Consider the following 21,391-nt stretch of genomic DNA (forward strand, 5'->3'; position numbering starts at 1 on the left):
ACTAAAAATGAGTTACTATTCTTCCAGATAATCCATATCTTTTTTGAAGGTTTCTTCCAGAAAAGCCAGCGAAAGCAAGGCAATTGCCGCCGTAGCGATTCCGAGAATTAACCCGGCCTGAATTACTCCATAATCGCCTTTTAGGTACACAAAAAGGGAGGCCAACGGTATAGTTGCGCCACGCACGAAATTGGGTACGGTGGTGGCCACTGTGGCCCGAAGATTTGTTCCAAACAGCTCGGCTGCGATGGTGATAAACAAGGTCCAATATCCGTTGCAAAAACCCAAAAAGGCACAAAGCATGTAAAAAGAGAAGGATTCGGAAACCGGGAGCAGCAGGTAAAAGCCCATCATGGCCATCGACAAAACGATAAATAGTCCGATGACCTGCTTACGGCTTTTGAGATATTGGCTGAATAACCCACTGAAAATATCCCCAAAAACTTGTCCCGTAAAGGCAAGCATAACGGCTTTGCCGGCTTCAATACCTGCAATGCCTTTGGCCGCTGCAAATTCGGGAGAAAAGGTAATGAGAATGCCTACAACGAACCAAATAGGCAGACCCACCAAAATAGACATCATGTACTTGGTGAGGCGTTTACCGTTGGTGAAAATACTCAGAAAATCGCCTCTCGAAACGGCTTTGTCCTTCAAATGCTGAAACATGCCGGATTCAAACACATTGAAACGCAACACGAGCAACATCAAACCGAGCCCGCCACCGACGAAATAGGATATACGCCACGCAAAAAGATCAGCAACAAAATAGGCCAAAATGGCTCCCAAAACCCCCAACGTTGCTACAAGCGTGGTGCCGTAGCCTCTGATTTCTTTGGGAAGAACTTCGGTAACGAGCGTAATACCCGCACCCAGCTCGCCCGCAAGACCGACGCCCGCAATGAAGCGTAATACGGCGTACATGCCCAGGTTGGTGACGAAACCGTTGGCGATATTGGCCAGCGAATACATAATAATAGAGCCAAAAAGAACGGACAAACGTCCGCGTTTGTCGCCCAGAACACCCCACAAAACGCCACCGATGAGCATACCGGCCATTTGCATGTTGAGCAGGGTGATGCCCTCTGGTAAAAGCTGATCGTCCGAAACGCCAAGTTCTTTCAGGCTGGGAACACGCACCACACTAAAAAGGAAAAGGTCATACATGTCCACGAGATAGCCAAGTGCGGCCACAAGTACCGGAACCTGAAGCAACTGAGAAAGCACAGTCGGACGTGAAGTTTGAGACATAGGATTAGGTTGGGTTTAGGAATGAATGAGCCCGAAAGCTACAAGTTTGTTTACGATTTCAGGATAAAAATTTCTGAATTTAGTTCAAACACATAGTGAAAATTGCAATTTACCATAAGCAAAAATTTGCCAGTAATCAGGATCTACAAACGGTCAATCAGCATACCGCCATCTACATGAATGACCTGTCCGGTGGAGTACGGAAAATCGCCACGCACGAGCGAAGCGACTGCCTTGCCCACATCGTCGGGAGTGCCCCAACGGGGTTGCAGCGCCAGGCCTCCTTCAAACAACTGATCGTATTTTCCCTGTACTTTGGACGTCATGTCGGTGGCAATTACTCCCGGTCGCACTTCGTATACCGGAATGTTGAACTCAGCCATTTTAACCGCAAAAAGTGCGGAAGTCATGGCTAATCCTGCTTTTGAAATACAGTACTCGCCCCGGTTGATGGAGGCTACCGTCGCGGATATGGACGTGACAAATACAATTGTACCCTGAAATGCCGGATCTTCTTCTTTTGCCTCGGCCATGCGTTTGGCAACTGCCTGGGTGAGGAAAAACGGGCCTTCCAAATTCGTGTCCAGCAATTCACGATAGCTTTCGGGGGTAGTTTCCAGCAGGTCGAGCCGCTGCCGGGGGGCAATTCCCGCATTGTTGATCAATACGTTCAAAGGGCCCAGTTGTTCTACTGCCTGCGCTATGATGGACGTGCGGTCAGTTGCCGAAGCAATACTACCCTGACAATAAACCACCTGAACGCCCAGGGCGCGCAGGCTTTCCAGCGTTTCCTGCACAGACTCTTCCGGGCGTACGCCGTTGATAGCCAGGTTGTAACCTTCTTTGGCAAGTGCCTGAGCGATGCCGAGGCCAATGCCCCGGCTCCCGCCCGTAATTAATGCTGTCTTCATGGATTGATTCCTCTTCTGATAATTTAGAACTACTGATTTTTTACAAAAAACAGCGGGAAGAATCCCAGAGATTTATATCGCTGACGAATTCTTCCCGGCGTCTAATACCTATAATTCATTGATTTCTACCCACTGCCGTTTTTCCCAGCTTTCGATGCCTTTTTCGGCCAGTTGCACGCCCTTAGCTCCTTCTTTCAGGTTCCAGGGGAACGGAGTATCTTTTACAATGTGAATTAAAAATAGCTCCCACTGCGCTTTGAAGGCATTGTCAAACAGCTCTTGCTCAGGTACTTTGGCCCAGCCTTCCATAAAGTCGATGGGCTGCTTGATGTCTGGATTCCACACAGGTTTTGGCGTATTGCCGTAGTGCTGCGTGACGCACTCACGCAAGCCAGCCACGGCTGAGCCTTTGGTGCCGTCCACGTGCAGTGTGAGGAGATCGTCGCGCCGAACACGGGTAGTCCACGAGGAGTTGAATTGGGCAATAACACCGCCTTCGAGTTCGAAGGTTGCGTAGCAGGCGTCATCTGCCGTACACACGTAAGGATTTCCCTGTTCGTCGATGCGCTCCTTGATGTGCGTTGCGCCCAAACAGGAAACGGCCTTCACTTTACCAAACAGATTATCAAGTACATAGCGCCAATGGCAAAGCATATCTACGATAATACCGCCGTCGTCTTCCTTGCGGTAATTCCAGGAAGGCCGCTGTGCGGGTACGCTGTGGCCTTCAAATACCCAATAGCCAAATTCGCCGCGTACGGACAGGATTTCACCAAAGAAATCATTTTCCATCAAACGTTTGAGTTTAAGCATGCCGGGCAGCCAAAGTTTGTCCTGCACAACGCCGTTTTTGAGTCCGGCTTTTTGGCAGAGTTCAAATAATTCAAGTGCTTCTTCGGTACTTGTTCCGGTGGGTTTTTCGCAGTAAATATGCTTTCCGGCTTCAATCGCCTGTTTCACGGCAGCCGCCCGACGGCCCGTTACCTGGGCGTCAAAGTAGATTTGGTAGTGCGGATCTGACATTACCGAATCAAGATCCGTCGTATATTTTTCAACACCCGACTGCGCGCACAACGCTTTCAGTTTGGCTTCGTTGCGGCCTACCAAAATAGGATCAGGCATGATGATTTCATCTGCCGAAAGTTTCACGCCGCCCTGCTCCCGAATCGCCTTAATAGAGCGCAGCAAATGTTGGTTGGTTCCCATACGGCCCGTTACGCCGTTCATGATAATCCCGATGGTATGTGTTGTCATTGTTGGATGTAGTAGTACTGTTTAGAATTTTTTATAAATCTTAATTTTATAAATAAGCAATTGAATTTCAATTATTTATATTTTCTGAAATGCGTCCGTAATTTTGCCAAGAAACTCGTGTTGATCGGTTTGCCAGTAAATATTGGAGAAAATTTCTACCTCCACATATCCATCAAATCCGGTTTGATCCACCCATCCGCTGATTTTTTTCAGGTCAATGCAGCCTTCGCCCATGAGCCCGCGGTCATTGAGCAAATCGAGCGTATTTACTTTCCAGTCGCACACGTGATAGGCCAGCAAATGCCCGTTAGCACCGCAGCGAATGATCTGTTTTTCGAGTTCCGGCTCCCACCACACGTGGTACACATCGACGGCAACACCGATATGCGACGAACCGATTGCCTCGGCCATGTCGTTGGCCTGCGCCAGCGAATTGATCGCCGAGCGGTCGGCAGCGTACATCGGGTGCAAGGGCTCAATCGCCAGTTTTACGTTCAGCTGCTCGGCAAGCGGAAGTACCGCCTCAATGCCTTCCTGTATCTGCTGCCGCGAAACTTCAAGCGATTGATCCGGCGAAGCGCCACACACCAACACAATCAGCGGAGCGCCGAGGGCGGCGGCTTCTTCAACCAGTTTTTTGTTATGATCAATGGCCTTGGCGCGCTCCTGAGCACTTGTATGCGGAAAAAAGCCCCCCCGAACGTAGGACACCACGTCCAGACCATTGCGGCGGATAAGCTCCCCGGCCTGCGCATGGGTCATGCCTTCCACGGCATTTTGCCACACGCTGATACCCTTCACACCGGCGGCGGCGTAGTGTTCAACCGACTCCGTCAGGGTCCAGGGCTTGGTGGTGATGGTATGAATACAGCAACGATTTAAATCCATAAGTTCTGAACGTTTTGGATGTAAGTAAGGTAAATTTAAATGTGAAATACTTACGCTTTTACTGCACCCAAATAGGAATAGTAGGGTTGATCTTTTATGATTCGCTGCAGATACAGCGCCACTTCCCGGGCGTGGTAATCGCCCCACATACTCGACTCACCGCACGGAACCGATTGTCCTTCCGGAATGTAGTCCCAGCCATTAGGCTGATGATACACCGAATGTAGAATAAGTCCCTGATGCGTTGGATCGGTAGAAAGGTACGGCTCCTCAAAAAGTGAGTTAAGAACCGTGAGACCAGCTTGCCAGTAGCGATTTCCGGCTTCGGTTTGGCCTTTATCCGTCAGGTATTTTCCTAACCGCAACAAGCCTTGTGCACCTATGGCAGCGGCAGAGCCATCGACGGGTTCAAAGGCATTGTACGGGTCAGACGGGCGAGTAGTGTAGTCGCCCAATTTGTGAATTTGCGGCGCTCCGGTGTCCCAGTAGGGGATTCCGTCGGAGGCCGTATTGGCAATGTAAAAATCGCAGGTAGCCTGCGCGGCTTTCAGATAGATGGCTTCAACGGCTTCTCTTCCACCAAAAGGAGCAAGTTCCTCATCGGAGAAGTAAGGCAGCGTTTCGAGTTGTTCGGGAAAACCGATCATTGCCCATGCCAGGCCGCGGGTCCAGGTAGTAAAGCCCGAAAAGCCCTGCTGTGAATTAGGACAACGGTAGTTGCCGTCGTTTACATTAAACACGCATTCGTGGGCGGCACGTCCCCACAAATCGTAGCTGTCGCGGCCTTCGCCATAAAACACGGAATAGCGCGCAGTCGAAATTGCGTGCATGATTCCACGCTCTAACAGGCTGGTTTTGAGGTCATTTTCGCCCATCAGGCTGTGGCCCAAAAGATGGGAAACCATCAACGCCCGAACTGAACGAATGGTATCTACAAACAATGAATGCGGGCCGTTGAAGGAATAAATGTAGCCGCCATCTTTAATGGGAGTCCAGCGGCGAGCCTGCACGGCACCCGACAGTTTGAGGGCGATTTCGTAAAAATTACGTTCCCACTCGTTTTCTTCCAGCCGCCCTTCGTTCATCAATCGCACGAGATTTCCGTAGGTGCTGACGTTGTTGAAACCGTGATCGTGTACGCCAAAGTGCCCCACGTGTGAGGCCATTTGCTTCACTGTATTGGCTTTTGCCATTGCCAGAAAAGCGTCGTCGTTGGTGGCATCATACTGCAAAACTTCGGCTCCGTAGCGGAAACCTTCGGTCCACTCAGTCCAGCCACGGGTGGTATATTTTCCCTGCACGGTAAATACAGGCGAACCTTTGGCGGGGTCGTATTCCTTATTAATGAGGTGAATTTTTTCGCCGGAAAGTTGCCACAGGCGGTCCAGCTTGGGCTGCAAAGCGGCAGCCGTTAAGTCATTTTTGATTTGCATAGAATAAATGAAATGTACCTGATTTTATGCTGAAATTTTCTCCCAATCCTTACGCAACTTTCTCTGTACACTGCAACGGAGGACTTTCCACTACTCGTCTGAATGGTAATATTCAGGAGTGAGGTTTAGGATTTAACAAAGATATTACTGAAAGAAACGGCCATCAAGGTACTTTTTTGTCAGTTTATGGCACTTTTCCGGACTAGTTTGTAGCAGAAGAAGAGGGCAACTTGATTTTGCGTTGGGAGATGGATTTCGAAAATCTTTGGCTGAGGATGACTTGGGTTCATTTATTTTATAAACAGGGTGATTGGCATTCCAATTCCGGCATGCTTCTTACAGGCTGAGAGATTGAAGTTTAGATGGTTTCCTCAATAATTTTAATTTCTTCACTTGTCAGGCCATAAAGTTCATAAACCAACTGATCGATTTTTTCCTCGGTTGATTCAATATCCACTTTAAAATTTTTAATTCTTTCTTTTTCTTTAAGAAAATACTGTATCCAACCTGATTCCTCAGAAAGAGTTAGTTTAATTTTATGTGCCGATAATTCAGATAAGAAATTTTTGGCGTCTAAATCAAACCAGTTAAGAAGTTTATTACTAATTTTTATTAAATCATATTTTGTTGCTAATAATTTTATAAATATTTCTTTTTCTTTGTTGAATAAGAATATTTTTGAAGATAAATAAATAGCACTTTCAGTTAATTCGTTTGAATAACTGTTTAAATTTGAAGGGATAGGGAAAGTACCAAGATTGTCTAAACTAATTTTTGCAAATACCTTACCTTTAATATCATGAAGTAATCGATAAAATAAAGTTGCGGGTTTTGAGTTTAAAATGGCCAATAAAGCTTCAAGTGAATTCTTTTCTTCTTTTAAATATATTCCATGGACAAGAGTGTCAAAATAATAATTATTTTCATCAATACAAGAAATTAATGAATCCCCGGTCTTTCTAATTAATAATTTTTTGTTTTCAAATAAATCAGGAGTCCGAAGTGCAAAGTCAATTCTATTTTGTTTATTCATGCCTTCTTTTGTTTTAATATCTTCAATAGAAATTCTATTTACAATAGAAGAATCATAATTAATATAGTTGCCAGACCAAGATATTATGTAACGAGAAATATCACGTCCCCAAATTATTGGTTTGTGCAGTTCAGATTCTTTATTTTCAGAAATTAGAATGTGTTTAACATTCCCAGGATTTAAACCATTTTTTAATGAATAATAATCTTTTACTTGTTTATAAGAATGTAATTTTTTCAAAATTGATTGGGAACTTGAAGAAATTATTGAAATTTCGCAGTTGGGCACATCCAAAAAAAAGCTTTGAGGTACTTTATTTTCCAAGACGTTGTAATTCATAATGAAATTTTCGATTTTTTCTGCTACGGCTAAGCGAGTGATATTTTCTGGATTAATTTTTATTTTGAATTTTAAGAGTAAGCTACTTCCTACTTCTGCATCTTCGAATACTTTTTCAGTAATTGTATAAATTTCCTCTATTTCAGTATTTAGGATAAGAGCCTTTCTTATTGCTTCAAAATATGTATTAAAAAGTAGAGATTTAGGGATAATAAAGTGAACAGTTCCTTTATTAAAGATTTGTAGCATCCTTTCAATAAAAAGGATATATAAATTAGTTTTATAGTTTGTAAATGGAAAATGTCTATTAAAATGATCTTGTGATTTTGGGTCAATAAAAATACCATAAGGTGGATTTCCAATCACTACATCAAAACCTCCATTTGCAAATATTTCCGGAAACTCTTTTTGCCAATTGAAGGCTTTTTCTCCTGCGATTTCGGGGTCGTCTATCAGGGAGTTTCCGCATTTGATATTGTTTGTCAGGCTATTGAGTTTTCGGCCTTTCTTTGCTGTTCTAAGCCAAAGTGAAAGTTTGGCAATTTCCACAGATTCTTCGTTCAGATCAACGCCATAGATGTTCTTTTCAAGGATGTCCGTAGTGATGTCAGAAAGAACCAAGCCGCCTCCAAAGAGCTGTGCACGTAAATCATCAATTTTTCGGTGTTCAATAATCAAAAAATCCAGGGCCTGATTCAGGAATGCTCCTGAGCCACAAGCCGGGTCAAGGATTGTTAAGGTTAATAGCCAATTTCTGTATTCATTTAGTTTATCATCCAGAATTTTTATAGTATCTCTTTTGCGATTTTTACGTCCTTTTGCATACTCTTCATCAACTAGATCAAGTTCCTTCCTTTTTTCATCGCACAGTTTACCAATAGTATTTTCTACAATATATTTTGTAATAAACTTAGGCGTATAAAAAATTCCGTCTTTCTTCCTTTTTGTCTTTTGACTGTCAACTTTTTCGCCTTTAATTTGGGCTTGAACATTTTCAATTTCACCCAGTGAGTGTTCAAATATATGTCCAAGAATATTTACGTCAACATCAGTTTCAAAATCATAGTTGCTTAACGCAAGGGTATGATAATGAAGAATGTCATCATCAATTGAGATAGTGTCTAAAATTTCATCAGGAGCAAACAATCCGCCATTGTATGCATATACATCATATTTTTTGCCTTTATATCCCGTATTCATATAGCCGAAATATTTCTTAAATCGATCATACAACGGGACATATTCGTCTAATTCATCTTTCAGCGTAGTCCACTGTTTTACAATCTCACTTATAGAGTTTGGTGGCAAAAGCAATCTATCCTCAGCAAAGAATATAAATAAAAATCTGTCAAGTAGTTTTTGTGTTTTCTTAAAAAGTAAAAGTTTGTCAGTTTCGGGATTATTTTTTACAAGATTATTATAAATAGCTTCTCGGAATTTTGAATAATCTGCATAAAGTTTTTTAGTTATATTTTCTTCCTGTAATAAAGATGATTCTTTTATTTTTTGTGGCAATCCATTGAGTAAATTGTCTTTTTCAAGACAAATCCAAAGTAAGGAGAACTGATCTTTGGTTAAATTAAATAAGTCAAAGTCGATATGATCAACTGCATTTTGTATATAAAAGCGTAGTTTTTCAAAATTTGATGTAATGACATAAACACATTTTGGATGATGATTCTTGTAGCCAAAAGCCTGCGTTTCAATTTTGTCTAAATCAGTTGTGTCTGTTCCCTTTAATTCAATTACTGCTAGGGCTTCTCCATTTTTCAAGATAGCTCCATCAGCTTTTTTACTATTTGTTATATTTTTTAATTCTGTCGTTAGATTGAAATTTGGTTGCGGATTTAGCGTATATCCAAAAATTAGGACGAACAGTTCTCGTAAAAATCCTTCCTGAAACTGCTCTTCTTTGGAATTTCTAATGTTCTCCTGAATTGAAGGATTGCCAAAATAAGATTGAAATTTCTGATATTTCTGTTCGATTAGAACGGAATCTAATTCATTCAAATACTTTTTCTCTACTGACTTTTGGAACAAACTCATGATGGGCTATTATTTTTCCTTGCAAAATACAATTTATTGATCATTCCCAATAGTGCTTATTGAAATTACGTCATTGTACCTGATGTTTGTTATGTATTTTATTGAAAACCAGTATGTTGACAGAATATGTAAATATCTTATCTTCTTTCCTAACCTCAGTTTATGGCACTTTTCCGCACCGATTCCCGGTATTCGCTGGGGGTTAGTCCGGTTTTGCGTTTGAAGATTCGGCCAAAGTAGGAGGGGTCTTCCATGTGCAGGGAATAGGCGATTTCCTTGGCGCTCATGGGTGTAAAAACCAACAGCCGCTTGGCTTCCATCAGCAGGCGGGTTTGGAGGTAATCTCCGGCGGCTACGCCCAAATGATTCTTGACAGATTTACTCAAATAATCGGGCGAAACCTGCAATTGGCCTGCGTAATATTGCACAGCATGCTGCTCCCGAAACTGCTTATCCACAAGTTCCTGAAAACGAACCACAAGATCAGGAAGTGTAAAGCCTGTCATCCGGTTTTCTTCGATTTGCAAAGAAAGTGTAGCGCTTTTTTGCAGCAGAATTCCCAGGTATTTTCCGTTCATGATGCGCTCGGCCGGAGTGGTGAGGTGGTCGGCTACCATGTTTTCGAGCAGGTTGTGAAAGTACTTTTTGTCGGTGGCCGTCAGCGGTAGTACCGGCTGTCGCTCGGCAGATCTGAAAAAAGGAAAATGCGCCAAACGTTGGCTATCGGGATTATAAAACGAAAAAAAATCTTCTGAAAAAGCCAGAATATACCCCTGACAAGGACTCGTAAAACGCAGCAAATGGACTTGTCCGGGCGTGAGAAAATGCAATCCGGCCCCCTGAATCGGGAAAGTCCGAAAATCAATTTCATGAAATCCTTCACCTTCCTCAATAAATAGAATTTCGTAATAACTGTGCCGATGTGGCGCATCGGTTGGCAAAGGAGTGATGGGCAACGGCGAGGCCTGTTCAGGCACCGGGCGCTGACTATTTTTGAACCGAAAGAGTTTGAGCGCAGGAACGTCGGGCGTGTCGGACGATAGCTGATGAATGGGAATGCGTTCGGTCATAAGCAAGGGCTGGCAGCCAGAATCTTCTGCCCGTTAAGTAACTCAGGAGACCGGGCTTTGTTTTTTGCGTAGCCGCGACACTCGGCGAAACAGCCACCAAAGAAGCATTAAAACGCTGACCAAGGCAATAATCGGCAGGAAAATGGCTATTCCTGACAAACCAAAGGAAAGAACATTTTCGGCTGTGGAGACTACCGGATTGCCCAGCCCGGCAGTAAATTTACTCGAACCCAGTCGCAGCAAACTCGTGCCCGCCTGTACAACGCCCGCCGTGCTGCCTCCCACCAAAAGCCCAAGGCTCCATTGCAGAACGGGGTTGTCAATTTCGACAAATGACGTAGTAAGCAGTGTTCCGGCCACGACCGATAGCGGTCCGGCAATGGTGTCAAGTAAATTGTCCACAAAAGGAATGTAGTAGGCGGCGATTTCGACAACAGTAGCGGCCAGTAATACAAAAAACGCCTGCCAGGTGGCTAGCCACGCAAAGCTTTCGGTGGGTGTAATCCATCCGTTCATGCACGCAATGTTGGCCAATAGTGCCGGAACGAAGACCCGAAAACCGGTGCTTGCGCTCAATCCAATGCCCAGACAAATGCTTAAAAATAGCTCCATAAGGATAGGATGTTGAAAGGGTAAAGGATTCAAAACTTAGAAATGCTGTAACTTTCGCCGTTTAATCCGTGTTAGCTACCAAAACAGACGCAATTTAATCACGTGAATCAGGAAACCAAAAGCGGACAAATCTTTGACCTTCCAACGCTGAAACGGCTCTATACGTTTGTGCAGCCCTACAAAAAAGAGTTTTTTGGCCTTATCGGCATCATCATGGTCAGCGCCATGTTATCCCCGCTGCTTCCGTTACTTATAAAATACACCATTGATACGCCCGTCGCCAACGGCGATTATAATCAGCTGGCACTCATGCTCGTGCTCATGATTGTCGTGCTCATTGTGCAGGGACTCGTGTCGTTTGTCAATACCTATTTGTCGGGTTGGCTTGGGCAGTACATCATTCGCGATATGCGTGTGACGCTCTATGAAAAGATTATTCACCTTCGGCTAACCTTTTTTGACAAAACACCCATCGGACGGCTCGTAACCCGCACCATTTCGGATATTGAAACGCTTTCCAATGTTTTTAGCGATGGCATGGCTGCCATAGCGGGCGATATTCTGCAATTGACGCTGATCATCGCTGTCATGTTTTATACTGATTGGAAATTATCATTAATCAGTTTGTCGATGGTACCGCTGATGCTGTTTAGTACCTATGTATTTAAAGAAAAAATAAAGGATGCGTTCAATGAAGTTAGAGCGGCGGTTTCTAACCTGAATTCCTTTGTGCAGGAGCACATCACGGGCATGAATATCGTCCAGATTTTCAGTAGTGAAGATGCCGAATACCGCAAGTTTGAAAAAATTAATGCCGAGCACCGCGACGCCAACATCCGCTCGATTTTGTACTATTCCATTTATTTTCCGGTGGCAGATGTCATCTCCGCCGCCGGCACCGGGCTCGTGGTGTGGTATGGTTCCAAGCAGATTTTGCAGCAGGACGTTACGTTTGGGACGGTAACGGCATTTGTGATGTTTATTAACCTGTTTTTCCGCCCGATTCGTCAGTTGGCTGACCGCTTCAATACGTTGCAAATGGGAATTGTGAGCACGGATCGTATTCTGAAATTGCTTGATAGCGAAGATTTTACACCCAACAATGGAACTCACGTTCCTGACCTTGTGCAGGGCAAGGTTGAATTCAAGAATGTATGGTTTGCCTATAATGAAGAAGAATACGTTCTGAAAAATATCAATTTTAACATGAACGCCGGCGAAACCATTGCCTTTGTAGGCGCAACCGGCGCCGGAAAATCCTCGATAATTAATTTGCTCAATCGTTTTTATGACATCAATAAAGGCGAAATTCTGATTGATGGAGTAGACGTACATGCCTATGAGTTAACAGCACTTCGTCGGAATATCGGCGTAGTAATGCAGGATGTATTTCTATTTTCGGATACCATCGAAAATAACATTCGGCTGGGCAACCCGAACATCACGCGCGAGCGCATAGTAGAAGCTGCAAAATTAGTAGGCGTGCATGAGTTTATCGAACGCCTGCCGGGTGGCTACGAGTACAATGTGCAGGAGCGGGGCGCTACACTTTCGGTGGGGCAACGACAGCTCATTTCGTTTGTGCGCGTGATGGTTCACGATCCAAAAATCATGGTTTTGGACGAAGCAACTTCCTCGGTGGATACCGAAACAGAAGAACTGATTCAGAAAGCAATCGAAAAATTGATGAAAGGACGTACGGCCATTGTCATTGCCCACCGCCTGTCTACGATTCAGGAGGCTACCAAAATAATTGTACTGGATCGTGGAGAAATTATGGAAGAAGGTTCTCACGATCAATTACTTGCAAAAAATGGTTTTTATGCAAATCTGTACCGAATGCAGTACAAAGAGGTAATTGATTTATAACAAACAACCCTTGTTTGCCGCCCTCAGCCCTGAAAGGGCGAAATCTGACAGCGCAGGGTGAAGCCCTGCTTCTGAAAGGGCGAAATCTGACAGCGCAGGGTAAAGCCCTGCTTCTGAAAGGGTGAAATCTGACAGCGCAGGGTAAAGCCCTGCGGCTGCGAAAACATTAAAAATCCGCCCAGAAGGATAGGGCGGATTTTTCAATTTTCCTCCCCGGCGATTTGAAAAACAGCACCTTCTATCGTTTCCTCCACCCGTAGCTGACAGGCAAGGCGACTGTTGGCGTGAGCGCTTGGCAGCGTATCTAAAATATCAAGTTCGGCATCGCTTACCGGTGGTAGTTTATCTTCGCCTTCCAAAATATGTACGTGGCAGGTTGCACAAAGCGCCATGCCGCCGCAGGTAGCCAAAATGTTGTATTCAGAGGCTTTCAAGACTTCCATCAAATTCAGCCCCATGCCCTCCGGGATTTCAACAGGTCGACGTGTGCCGTCGCGGTCTTCTACTATAAATTGAATCATGGATATTGGGAGCTACTGGCTTTTAGCCATTAGTATTAATAAGTATTTGATATATAAGTGATTAACTTACAATAGTAAAATTTTTTAATTCTTCAAAAACCGGGCGCTCCGTTTACAGTGGTGTATTTGAAGCTAAGTTTCTGGCTGGGATACACATATTTAAACGCACTTTGGCACATCAAGGCGGCTTCATGAAAACCACACAAAATCAGCTTTAATTTCCCCGGATACGTATTTATATCGCCGATCGCATAAATCCGCTCAACATTCGTGCTATAATCCTCAGTATTGACCTTGATAGCCGATTTGTCAATCGCCAGATTCCAGTTCGCAATCGGGCCGAGTTTTGGAGTTAGTCCAAACAGCGCCACCAAATGATCGGCTTTCAGCGATGACTGAACTTTATCCTTACCTTCCACAATCACTTCCTGCAAATGTCCATTTCCGTGAATTGCCCGGATGTTTGAATTCAGGATGAGGTTAATCTTGCCTTCCTGTGCCAGTTCAAATACTTTTTCGGCAGAATCAGGTGCCCCACGGAAGGAATCTGACCGATGAATCAGCGTCACTTCTTTGGCAACCGAAGCTAGAAAAATGGTCCAGTCCAGGGCAGAATCCCCACCCCCGGCGAGCACCACGCGGCGGTCACGCAGCAGCTCCGGGTTTTTAACCATGTAGCCAACCCCTTTGCCTTCAAATTGTTCCAGACCAACAATCTCGGGCTTGCGAGGTTCAAAGCAGCCTAGTCCGCCGGCGATAACCACCACCTGACACCGTACCTGCGTACCTTCATTGGTTTGCACCAAATAAGACTTATCTTCCTGTTGTTCAAGAACTTCTACACGCTCGCCCAAACTAAACGTCGGTTTAAATGGCGCGATTTGCTGCATCAGGTTATCGACTAGTTCCTGAGCTTTAACTTCTGGATAGCCCGGAATGTCATAAATTGGTTTTTGAGGATATATCTCAGAAAGTTGCCCGCCAACTTGCGGGAGCGCATCAATGAGGTGGCAACGCATTTTGAGCAAACCTGCTTCAAACACAGCAAAAAGCCCAACAGGACCCGCACCAATGATGCATATATCGGTCGTAATCATCAGAAAATCTGTAAGTTAGATGAGAAATAAAGCCCATAGTTTTTGTAGGCTTTTTTGTAGGACAAAGGTACGGCTGATTGGCAGGGAAGGCTAATAACTATTTGTTATGAAGCATCAGGTTTGGTTATAGTATTTGCGGGCAAAACGCAAAAAAGAATCGGCCAAAGGCTCCGGATCGCCCTGCCGATGAATGGTATATAAAAATCGGGAGATAGTTAAATTTTGTATGTCCAGAATCCGAAAAGTGCCCGCACGAAGTTCATTTTCAATGGCATAGATGGAAATAAAGGCCATGCAGCTGGAATGGAATAAGTAGGATTTTATGCTTTCGGTACTCCCCAAATACATATCTACCACCAAATCACTCAACTTTATGCCGTGTTCTTTGAGTGCATATTCAATGACTTCCAGCGTACCCGAGCCTCGCTCCCGAAGAACGAGCGGCACGCTTCGGAGCTCATCCAGTGAAAGTTCGTCACGCTGAGCCAAAGGATGATCGGCCCGGGCAATGAGTACAATTTCATCACGCCTAAACTCCTCATAATGAAGCTCCGGGAGATGCGTACGACCTTCCACAATTCCTGCATCAATATCTTTGTTTAGAAGCGCCTGCTCAATTTGTTCGGTGTTGCCGCTGATGAGCGAAATGGCAACGTCTGCATTTTTTTCGTGAAAATAAGCCAAAACCGGCGGCAGTACATATTGTGCAATTGTAGAACTTGCCCCGAGGTGCAGCGCCCCGGCTCGCTGCCCTTTTAAGGCGTTCAGGTCATATTCCAATTGTCGATAATTGGCCTGAATCGTTTCGGCATGATGCAGCGTCAGCAATCCGGCAGGTGTCAGGCTGATTTGCCGTCCGGCTCGTTCAAAAAGGGCCATACCAAACTGCTGTTCCAGCTCATGAATATGCCGGGTCACTGCCGGTTGGCTAATGTAAAGTTCGGCTGCTGCTTTGGTAAAGCTCAGTTTTTTGGCAACGGTATAAAAAACATGCAGGCGAAAGTCGAGCATTGAGTCAAAATTTGTGGAAAAGAATCCTCACTACTGCTTTTTTGCCGTATCCGGAGCGGGCGGTGGCGGTGGTGGCGGACCAATCTGAAACTCGATTTCATCCGGCAGGAAATCACCACTATCGGGCTCAAATTCAAGAGTATCGGCTTGAATGGGCTCATAGGTGCATTGATATTCTTTTTCGATGGGGAACGAAGGCTTGGGGAAAGGGCCCGGAACCATACCGATGCTTTTGTCTTTGTAGACCCGTTCAAGGAAACTCCCCACAATCGGCAGCGCCATGCGGGAGCCTTGCCCAAGGTCAGTACTTCGGAAGTGAATCGAGCGGTCGTCGCCACCTACCCACGCGCCCATCACGAGGTCACGGGTGATGCACATGTACCAACCGTCCGAGTTGTTGGAAGTTGTTCCGGTTTTTCCTCCGATTTCGTTGCGTTGATTGAGGCCTACTTCAAAATTATAGAGTCCACGCGACGTTCCGCCCGGTTCTTCAATGCCGCCTTTGAGCATGTGCGTCATGAGAAAAGCAGATTCGCGTGAAATTGCCTGATGATGTTCGGTTTGAAATTCTTCAATAATATTTCCCCTCCGATCTTCAATTCGGGTTACTAAAATCGGGGAGGAGGACATTCCTGAGTTGACAAAAACACAGTAAGCTGCTACCATATCATACAATGACACGTCAAATATTCCCAGGCCAATCCCCATTTCTGAGCGCAGGGGAGTCGTAATTCCCATTTTTTTGGCATAGTTGGCAACATTTTGAGGACCCACTTTTTCGGTAAGCTGCACCGTTACAGAGTTGACCGATTGGGCAAGGGCGCGCCTGAGTGTCAAGTTGGAATAGGTAAAATAACCTGTAGAGTTTTTAGGCGACCATTTTTGCATTTTACCATTAATCATTACCTCTTTGGTATACGGCTCATCTCTCACAAGGTCGCAGGGGTCCATATTATAGGTTGTATCGTCAATTGCGGTGGTATACACAAAAGGCTTAAAAGTGGAGCCCGGTTGGCGTTTTCCCTGCTTTACGTGGTCATATTTAAAGAAATTATAGTCCAGACCACCTACCCAAGCCCTAATTTCTCCGGTGTAAGGGTCCATCGCCATCATGCCGGCCCGCAGGATTCGTTTGTAATAATTCAAAGAATCCATGGAGCTCCAATACTGAACCATCTGCCCGCCCGTTTTCCAGTCGTAGACGGTCATTGTATCTTTTTTGTTGAGATGAAAATTGATGGAATCAGGCTGATTGGGATAGCGTGCGGCAAGGGCTTTGTAACGACTCGTTCGCTTGACTACATCTTCCAAAAAGGTAGTCAATTCCTGTCCGTTTTCGTCTCTCCACGGATTCTGCTTGCCCCAGTGATCTTCAAAAACCCGTTGTAACTGCCGCATTTTCTCTTCCAGCGCTTTTTCGGCGTGAGCCTGCATCCGGGAGTCAATTGTTGTATAAATTTTCAGCCCATCTGTGTAGAGATCATAGCCGTTTTCGTCGCCCCATTTCTTCACATAATCAACCACCGCATTTTTAAAATAGTTGGCGTTGCCGTCGTAGGGAGTTTCAAATTTAAGAGCCAGTTCAATGGGTAACTGACTGATCGAATCAGCTTCCTGAGGGCTTAGGTACTTATATTTTGCCATTTGCGCCAGCACTACATTGCGGCGTTCGAGCGAGCGTTTGGGGTTTCGGATCGGGTTGTAGGTAGTCGTTGCTTTTTGTAAGCCAACCAATACGGCCGCTTCCTGAACGTTAAGACTATCAGGCGATTTGCTAAAATACGACTGTGCCGCAGTGTTGATTCCGTAGGTATTATTGCCATAGTCGACGGTGTTAAAGTACATCGTCAGAATTTCCTCTTTGGTAAAATAGCGTTCCAGTTTAATAGCCGTGAGCCATTCTTTGGTTTTGTAAATCAGCGTACTTACACCCGGAATGTAGCCCAAAAGCCCACGAGCCGAGCGTTTACGGGTTTTGAAGAGTTTTTTGGCGAGTTGCTGCGTGACGGTACTTCCGCCGCCCCGGTCGGTTTCGCCCGTCAAAATTCCTGCGGCTACGCCGGCCATTGCGCGATAGTCAATTCCTGAATGCTCGTAAAAACGAATGTCTTCGGTAGCGATGAGCGCTTTGGTGAGGTTAGGAGAAATTTTATCGTAAGCCACCGGCGTACGATTTTCCGTATAAAACTTTCCGATCATGACTCCGTCCGAAGTATAAATTTCGGAGGATTGCGCCACCTTCGGATTCTGCAAATCCTCTATGCTCGGCATGCTGCCCATGAGCCATAGAAAATTGGTTTCTACACAAAAAATATAAAAAATAGCCAGGAAAATTCCCCAGATAAAAACCTTCCAAATACGGTAGATTGGTTTGAAATAAGGAGATTGAGTATCAAAGCGATCGGCTGCATAGTGGCGTATAGCCTGTGTGCGGTCGCGGGACCATCCAAGAAAAGTATCGGTTCTGTTCTGACCAAAAAGCAGGACACTTACGGCGTAAATTCCAGCGCTCAATTTGCCCGAAAGCCAGGCTGCAAAACGTTGATAAGTAGATTGTATTTGTTTAATAAAAGCTCTGATAGCCTCCATATATGGGTCGGTTCGTCGGGGTCAAATATAACGAAAGCCGGACAAATCCCGATATGTCCGGCTTGCGATCCGACTATTATTCTTTGGGTTTAAAGGCTAACGACACTCCGTTCAGGCAATAACGCAGGCCGGTCGGAGCGGGGCCATCGTCAAAAACATGCCCCAAATGCCCGCCACAAACCCGGCAAAGGACTTCGGTGCGCACCATTCCGAGGGTTTTGTCAACTTCCTCTTCCACGTTTTTTGTATTGAGAGGTTTATAAAAACTCGGCCATCCGGTTCCGGATTCAAATTTTGTATCCGAGCTAAACAAAGGTGTTTGACAGGCTGCGCAGACATACGTTCCTTTTTTCTTATTCGCATTTAAAGGGCTGGAAAAGGGGCGTTCGGTACCCTTCTCGCGGAGGACATAAAATTGCTGTGGTGTTAAATCTTTTTTCCACTCGGCTTCCGTTTTTTGAACCTGCCGGGGTTTACTGCTGGTTTCTGATGACTTTTTCTGCGCCTGTGAGCACGAAATTATTCCCAAACAAAGCGAAACAACTGCAAGCATTCGTGTGATTTTCATAGTGAATTTCTGACGTTACATGTATTCATTTTAACCTACTTATGATCTATAAAAAGCGGGCTGAGAAAACGTTTTTCTCAGCCCTATAAACGTCAAAAAATGGGCTTTGGTTTATTTTAATTCCGAAGCCGTCAGTTCCCTGCTCCACAATTCTTTACCCTGCACATTTCGTACGGACACCCGTAATTTGCGATCAGTTGCCGGGCCGCTTACGTCCAAAATGGCAAAATTTCGCTCCGTCACAACGGTTGTCGTATCCATTGTACTATTCTGATATTCTTCCTTGACCGGAATAGCCCGACCGGATGTGAGCGGAGAAATGGTAAAATCATGCAGCGGGTATGTCCCCGGACGTTTCAAGGTATGCAGGGCCGTGCTGTGGCGGTCGCCGGTCAGGAATATAACACCCGGTATTTTTTCGTCTGCGAGCTGTTTCAAAAATTGCTCCTGTTCGGCAGCGTAATTGGAATAATTTTCAAAAACAGGCGAAGCATTGATTATTTGACCACCAGCCACCACAAACTTAAACGGCGCTTTACTCGTACTGAGTGCGTCAATCAGCCAGCGGATTTGCTGCTGCCCAAAATAATCGCGCGGCTCGGCGCGCTCATTCGGCGCTTTGAACCACCGGTCATCCAATAGAAAAAACTGAATGTCATTCCAGAAAAATGTCCCGGTGCAGGGACCGTCAAGTACATAATTGGGATTTGCCCAAAAAAGCTTGAAGGTTTCGGCAGCGGTATTTTTGAGCCAGAATGCCCGGTCAGAATCATTGGGTCCAAAATCATGGTCGTCCCAAATAGCGTAGTTGTGGGCGCTCCCGAGCAACGCCTGCATTTCGGGCAGCGAGCGGGTGTGGGTGTAGCGATATAGCATGCCGGAGCGCGTGTTCCAGTCGGGTTCGCGGAGGTAGGTGTTATCTCCTCCCCAAATCATAAAGTCCGGTTTTTGTTCATGAATCGACTTAAAAATTTCATACTGACCTCCGTAAGGTTTTCCCGGGCGGTCATACGCCTCGTCGTTTACGTAGGTACAGCTGCCGATGGCAAATCGAAAGTTGGGCGGATCAGATCGGTACTGCCACAGCGCCTGGGTTTGGAATTGCAGCGGGTACGGGCGTTTGACAACCTTGTTGTTTATCACTACTTCATAGCTGTATTTTTTGCCCGGTTCGAGCGGATAGGCGAGGAGTTTGGCCACAAAAGCATCTTTTTTTTCTGTTTTAATTTCTTCGGTTGACTGCCTGGCAGTGGGTTTTCCGTCTTCCCAAAAATCAATGCGGACGTTGGCGGCTTGTTGTGTTTGTACCCAAAGCATCACCTCCCGCATGTCAGAATAACCGACCATCGGGCCGGACTGAATCTGTCCAAAAAGGCTCGCAGAAAGCAAAAAGCAGAAGGCAAAAGCTATATATTTTTTCATTGGAAAAATAGGTTGGTCTGACAATGATTTCTGCAAAGATGCAAAACAGTTGATTAGAAGTATATGAATTTTCTGTGAATAGTTGCCTGTCAAAAGGACCAAAAGACGGCAGGAAGGCTTTTCCATAATTAAGCCGTATCTTTGCAGTTCTATTCACTGGCCTTGGGATAAGAATCTCCCGAAGGCCTTTTTTTAACTCTATTTTACCTACATGTCATTCGAATCCTTACAATTAATTCCAACCATCCTGAAAGCAGTTCAGGAGGAAGGATATACAATCCCCACACCGATACAGGCGCAGGCTATTCCGCTGGTACTTCAAGGCAGAGATTTGCTGGGTTGTGCCCAAACCGGAACGGGAAAAACAGCCGCATTTGCCATTCCGATTTTACAATTGCTCAAAAAAACTGAGACTAATGAGCGCACCCGCAAAATTCGCAGTCTGATTGTAACCCCAACCCGGGAATTAGCCATTCAGATTGAAGAAAGTTTTGTGGCTTACGGGCGGCATACCGGCATGAAATGTGCCGTGGTTTTTGGGGGAGTGAACCAAAATCCGCAAACCCGTACGTTGCAGCAGGGTGTGGATATTCTGGTTGCTACGCCGGGCCGCCTGCTTGACCTGATGAATCAGGGATTTGTCTCCCTGAAAAACGTAGAATTTTTTGTGTTGGACGAAGCCGACCGCATGCTCGATATGGGATTTGTACATGATGTGCGCAAGTTGTTGGCGGTGCTTCCCAAAAAGCGGCAATCACTGTTTTTTTCGGCAACTATGCCTCCCGAAATCGTAAAATTGGCGGATACCATTCTTCAAAATCCGGCCAAGGTAGAAGTAACACCCGTGTCGTCTACCGCCGAAACCATCAATCAGTTTGTCTATTTTGTAGATAAAGGGAATAAAAATGCTTTGTTGCTTGATGTGCTGAGCAATGAAAAGATAAAGACCGTTCTCGTTTTTGCCCGAACTAAGCACGGGGCTGATAAGGTAGTGAAGATTTTAATTAAACACGGAATTTCTGCCGAAGCCATTCACGGCAATAAAGCTCAAAATGCCCGGCAACGTGCTTTGAGCAATTTTAAAGCGCAAACAACCCGTGTGCTGGTAGCCACGGATATTGCCGCCCGAGGAATTGATGTTGACGAGCTGGAATTTGTCATCAACTTTGAACTTCCCAACATTGCCGAAACCTACGTACACCGCATTGGCCGTACGGGCCGCGCCGGTGCCAACGGAACGGCCCTTTCGTTTTGTGATGCCGAAGAAAAAGCTTATTTACGAGATATAGAAAAGCTGATTGGAAAGAAAATTCCGGTGCGGGATGCACATCCTTTTCCGTTGATTGATCATTCTCCGGTGAAAGAAGAGCAGCGGCAGCAAGGCCGCGGAGCACGTGCCCCCCGGCCAAAACCCGCAGGTGAAGCTCCCCGCAAGAAATGGCAGAGCCGTCCCAAGACGAGATCTTGATTGGATTATAAA

At 45.4% G+C, this 21,391-nt stretch carries 16 protein-coding genes; 2 read left to right on the forward strand and 14 right to left on the reverse strand.

Annotated features, from left to right (window positions below):
* Positions 1–15 precede the first annotated feature (15 nt).
* From EZE20_RS04155 to EZE20_RS04190, 8 genes are all read right to left on the reverse strand, one after another.
* Positions 16–1,248 (reverse strand): MFS transporter, encoded by a 1,233-nt coding sequence (locus EZE20_RS04155; RefSeq protein WP_132114786.1) that lies wholly within the window; start codon positions 1,246–1,248, stop codon positions 16–18.
* 143 nt (positions 1,249–1,391) lie between these two features.
* Entirely contained in the window at positions 1,392–2,159 is a 768-nt protein-coding gene (locus EZE20_RS04160) for a 3-ketoacyl-ACP reductase (protein WP_132114788.1), read from the reverse strand.
* A gap of 108 nt (positions 2,160–2,267) precedes the next feature.
* Positions 2,268–3,413: a Gfo/Idh/MocA family protein gene (locus tag EZE20_RS04165; protein WP_132114790.1), complete on the reverse strand. Its 1,146-nt coding sequence runs from the start codon at positions 3,411–3,413 to the stop codon at positions 2,268–2,270.
* Between the two features lie 75 nt (positions 3,414–3,488).
* Entirely contained in the window at positions 3,489–4,301 is an 813-nt protein-coding gene (locus EZE20_RS04170) for a sugar phosphate isomerase/epimerase family protein (protein WP_132114792.1), read from the reverse strand.
* 50 nt (positions 4,302–4,351) lie between these two features.
* Positions 4,352–5,734: a glycoside hydrolase family 88 protein gene (locus EZE20_RS04175; RefSeq protein ID WP_132114794.1), complete on the reverse strand. Its 1,383-nt coding sequence runs from the start codon at positions 5,732–5,734 to the stop codon at positions 4,352–4,354.
* Between the two features lie 358 nt (positions 5,735–6,092).
* On the reverse strand, positions 6,093–9,152 hold the full coding sequence (locus EZE20_RS04180; RefSeq protein WP_132114796.1) for an Eco57I restriction-modification methylase domain-containing protein: 3,060 nt from the start codon (positions 9,150–9,152) through the stop codon (positions 6,093–6,095).
* A 155-nt stretch (positions 9,153–9,307) separates the two neighbouring features.
* Positions 9,308–10,222, reverse strand: a complete 915-nt coding sequence (locus EZE20_RS04185; RefSeq protein WP_132114798.1) for a helix-turn-helix domain-containing protein — start codon at positions 10,220–10,222, stop codon at positions 9,308–9,310.
* Between the two features lie 42 nt (positions 10,223–10,264).
* Positions 10,265–10,834, reverse strand: a complete 570-nt coding sequence (locus EZE20_RS04190; RefSeq protein WP_132114800.1) for a DUF4126 domain-containing protein — start codon at positions 10,832–10,834, stop codon at positions 10,265–10,267.
* Between the two features lie 102 nt (positions 10,835–10,936).
* Here EZE20_RS04190 and EZE20_RS04195 point away from each other — a divergent pair, with 102 nt between their 5' ends.
* Positions 10,937–12,703, forward strand: coding sequence for an ABC transporter ATP-binding protein (locus tag EZE20_RS04195; RefSeq protein ID WP_132114802.1), 1,767 nt, complete (start codon positions 10,937–10,939; stop codon positions 12,701–12,703).
* A gap of 200 nt (positions 12,704–12,903) precedes the next feature.
* Here the strand turns inward: EZE20_RS04195 and EZE20_RS04200 are convergent, their stop codons facing one another.
* From EZE20_RS04200 to EZE20_RS04225, 6 genes are all read right to left on the reverse strand, one after another.
* The gene (locus EZE20_RS04200; protein ID WP_132114804.1) at positions 12,904–13,224 is read right to left on the reverse strand and encodes a 2Fe-2S iron-sulfur cluster-binding protein; all 321 of its coding nucleotides are present in this window, start codon (positions 13,222–13,224) and stop codon (positions 12,904–12,906) included.
* 92 nt (positions 13,225–13,316) lie between these two features.
* Positions 13,317–14,321, reverse strand: a complete 1,005-nt coding sequence (locus EZE20_RS04205) for an NAD(P)/FAD-dependent oxidoreductase (protein WP_132114806.1) — start codon at positions 14,319–14,321, stop codon at positions 13,317–13,319.
* Between the two features lie 114 nt (positions 14,322–14,435).
* Positions 14,436–15,332, reverse strand: a complete 897-nt coding sequence (locus EZE20_RS04210) for a LysR family transcriptional regulator (RefSeq protein ID WP_132114808.1) — start codon at positions 15,330–15,332, stop codon at positions 14,436–14,438.
* Between the two features lie 30 nt (positions 15,333–15,362).
* Positions 15,363–17,921 (reverse strand): penicillin-binding protein 1A, encoded by a 2,559-nt coding sequence (locus EZE20_RS04215; RefSeq protein WP_132114810.1) that lies wholly within the window; start codon positions 17,919–17,921, stop codon positions 15,363–15,365.
* Between the two features lie 76 nt (positions 17,922–17,997).
* Positions 17,998–18,489 carry a peptide-methionine (R)-S-oxide reductase MsrB gene (msrB, locus tag EZE20_RS04220; protein ID WP_132114812.1) on the reverse strand — a complete coding sequence of 164 codons (492 nt, stop codon included), beginning with the start codon at positions 18,487–18,489 and terminating at the stop codon, positions 17,998–18,000.
* Between the two features lie 111 nt (positions 18,490–18,600).
* Complete coding sequence (locus EZE20_RS04225) at positions 18,601–19,911, reverse strand: alkaline phosphatase D family protein (RefSeq protein ID WP_132114814.1); 1,311 nt, start codon at positions 19,909–19,911, stop codon at positions 18,601–18,603.
* A 211-nt stretch (positions 19,912–20,122) separates the two neighbouring features.
* Between EZE20_RS04225 and EZE20_RS04230 the strand changes: the two genes are divergently transcribed.
* Entirely contained in the window at positions 20,123–21,379 is a 1,257-nt protein-coding gene (locus EZE20_RS04230; protein ID WP_132114816.1) for a DEAD/DEAH box helicase, read from the forward strand.
* Positions 21,380–21,391: the final 12 nt, after the last annotated feature.

Origin of the sequence: Arundinibacter roseus, assembly GCF_004348825.1 — a bacterium.
Taxonomy (GTDB): Bacteria; Bacteroidota; Bacteroidia; order Cytophagales; family Spirosomataceae; genus Arundinibacter; species Arundinibacter roseus.

Coding starts and splice junctions, on each gene's coding strand:
- EZE20_RS04155 (WP_132114786.1), bottom strand. CDS start 1,248: ATGTCTCAAACTTCACGTCCGACTGTGCTTTCTCAGTTGCTTCAGGTT.
- EZE20_RS04160 (WP_132114788.1), bottom strand. CDS start 2,159: ATGAAGACAGCATTAATTACGGGCGGGAGCCGGGGCATTGGCCTCGGC.
- EZE20_RS04165 (WP_132114790.1), bottom strand. CDS start 3,413: ATGACAACACATACCATCGGGATTATCATGAACGGCGTAACGGGCCGT.
- EZE20_RS04170 (WP_132114792.1), bottom strand. CDS start 4,301: ATGGATTTAAATCGTTGCTGTATTCATACCATCACCACCAAGCCCTGG.
- EZE20_RS04175 (WP_132114794.1), bottom strand. CDS start 5,734: ATGCAAATCAAAAATGACTTAACGGCTGCCGCTTTGCAGCCCAAGCTG.
- EZE20_RS04180 (WP_132114796.1), bottom strand. CDS start 9,152: ATGAGTTTGTTCCAAAAGTCAGTAGAGAAAAAGTATTTGAATGAATTA.
- EZE20_RS04185 (WP_132114798.1), bottom strand. CDS start 10,222: ATGACCGAACGCATTCCCATTCATCAGCTATCGTCCGACACGCCCGAC.
- EZE20_RS04190 (WP_132114800.1), bottom strand. CDS start 10,834: ATGGAGCTATTTTTAAGCATTTGTCTGGGCATTGGATTGAGCGCAAGC.
- EZE20_RS04200 (WP_132114804.1), bottom strand. CDS start 13,224: ATGATTCAATTTATAGTAGAAGACCGCGACGGCACACGTCGACCTGTT.
- EZE20_RS04205 (WP_132114806.1), bottom strand. CDS start 14,321: ATGATTACGACCGATATATGCATCATTGGTGCGGGTCCTGTTGGGCTT.
- EZE20_RS04210 (WP_132114808.1), bottom strand. CDS start 15,332: ATGCTCGACTTTCGCCTGCATGTTTTTTATACCGTTGCCAAAAAACTG.
- EZE20_RS04215 (WP_132114810.1), bottom strand. CDS start 17,921: ATGGAGGCTATCAGAGCTTTTATTAAACAAATACAATCTACTTATCAA.
- msrB (WP_132114812.1), bottom strand. CDS start 18,489: ATGAAAATCACACGAATGCTTGCAGTTGTTTCGCTTTGTTTGGGAATA.
- EZE20_RS04225 (WP_132114814.1), bottom strand. CDS start 19,911: ATGAAAAAATATATAGCTTTTGCCTTCTGCTTTTTGCTTTCTGCGAGC.
- EZE20_RS04230 (WP_132114816.1), top strand. CDS start 20,123: ATGTCATTCGAATCCTTACAATTAATTCCAACCATCCTGAAAGCAGTT.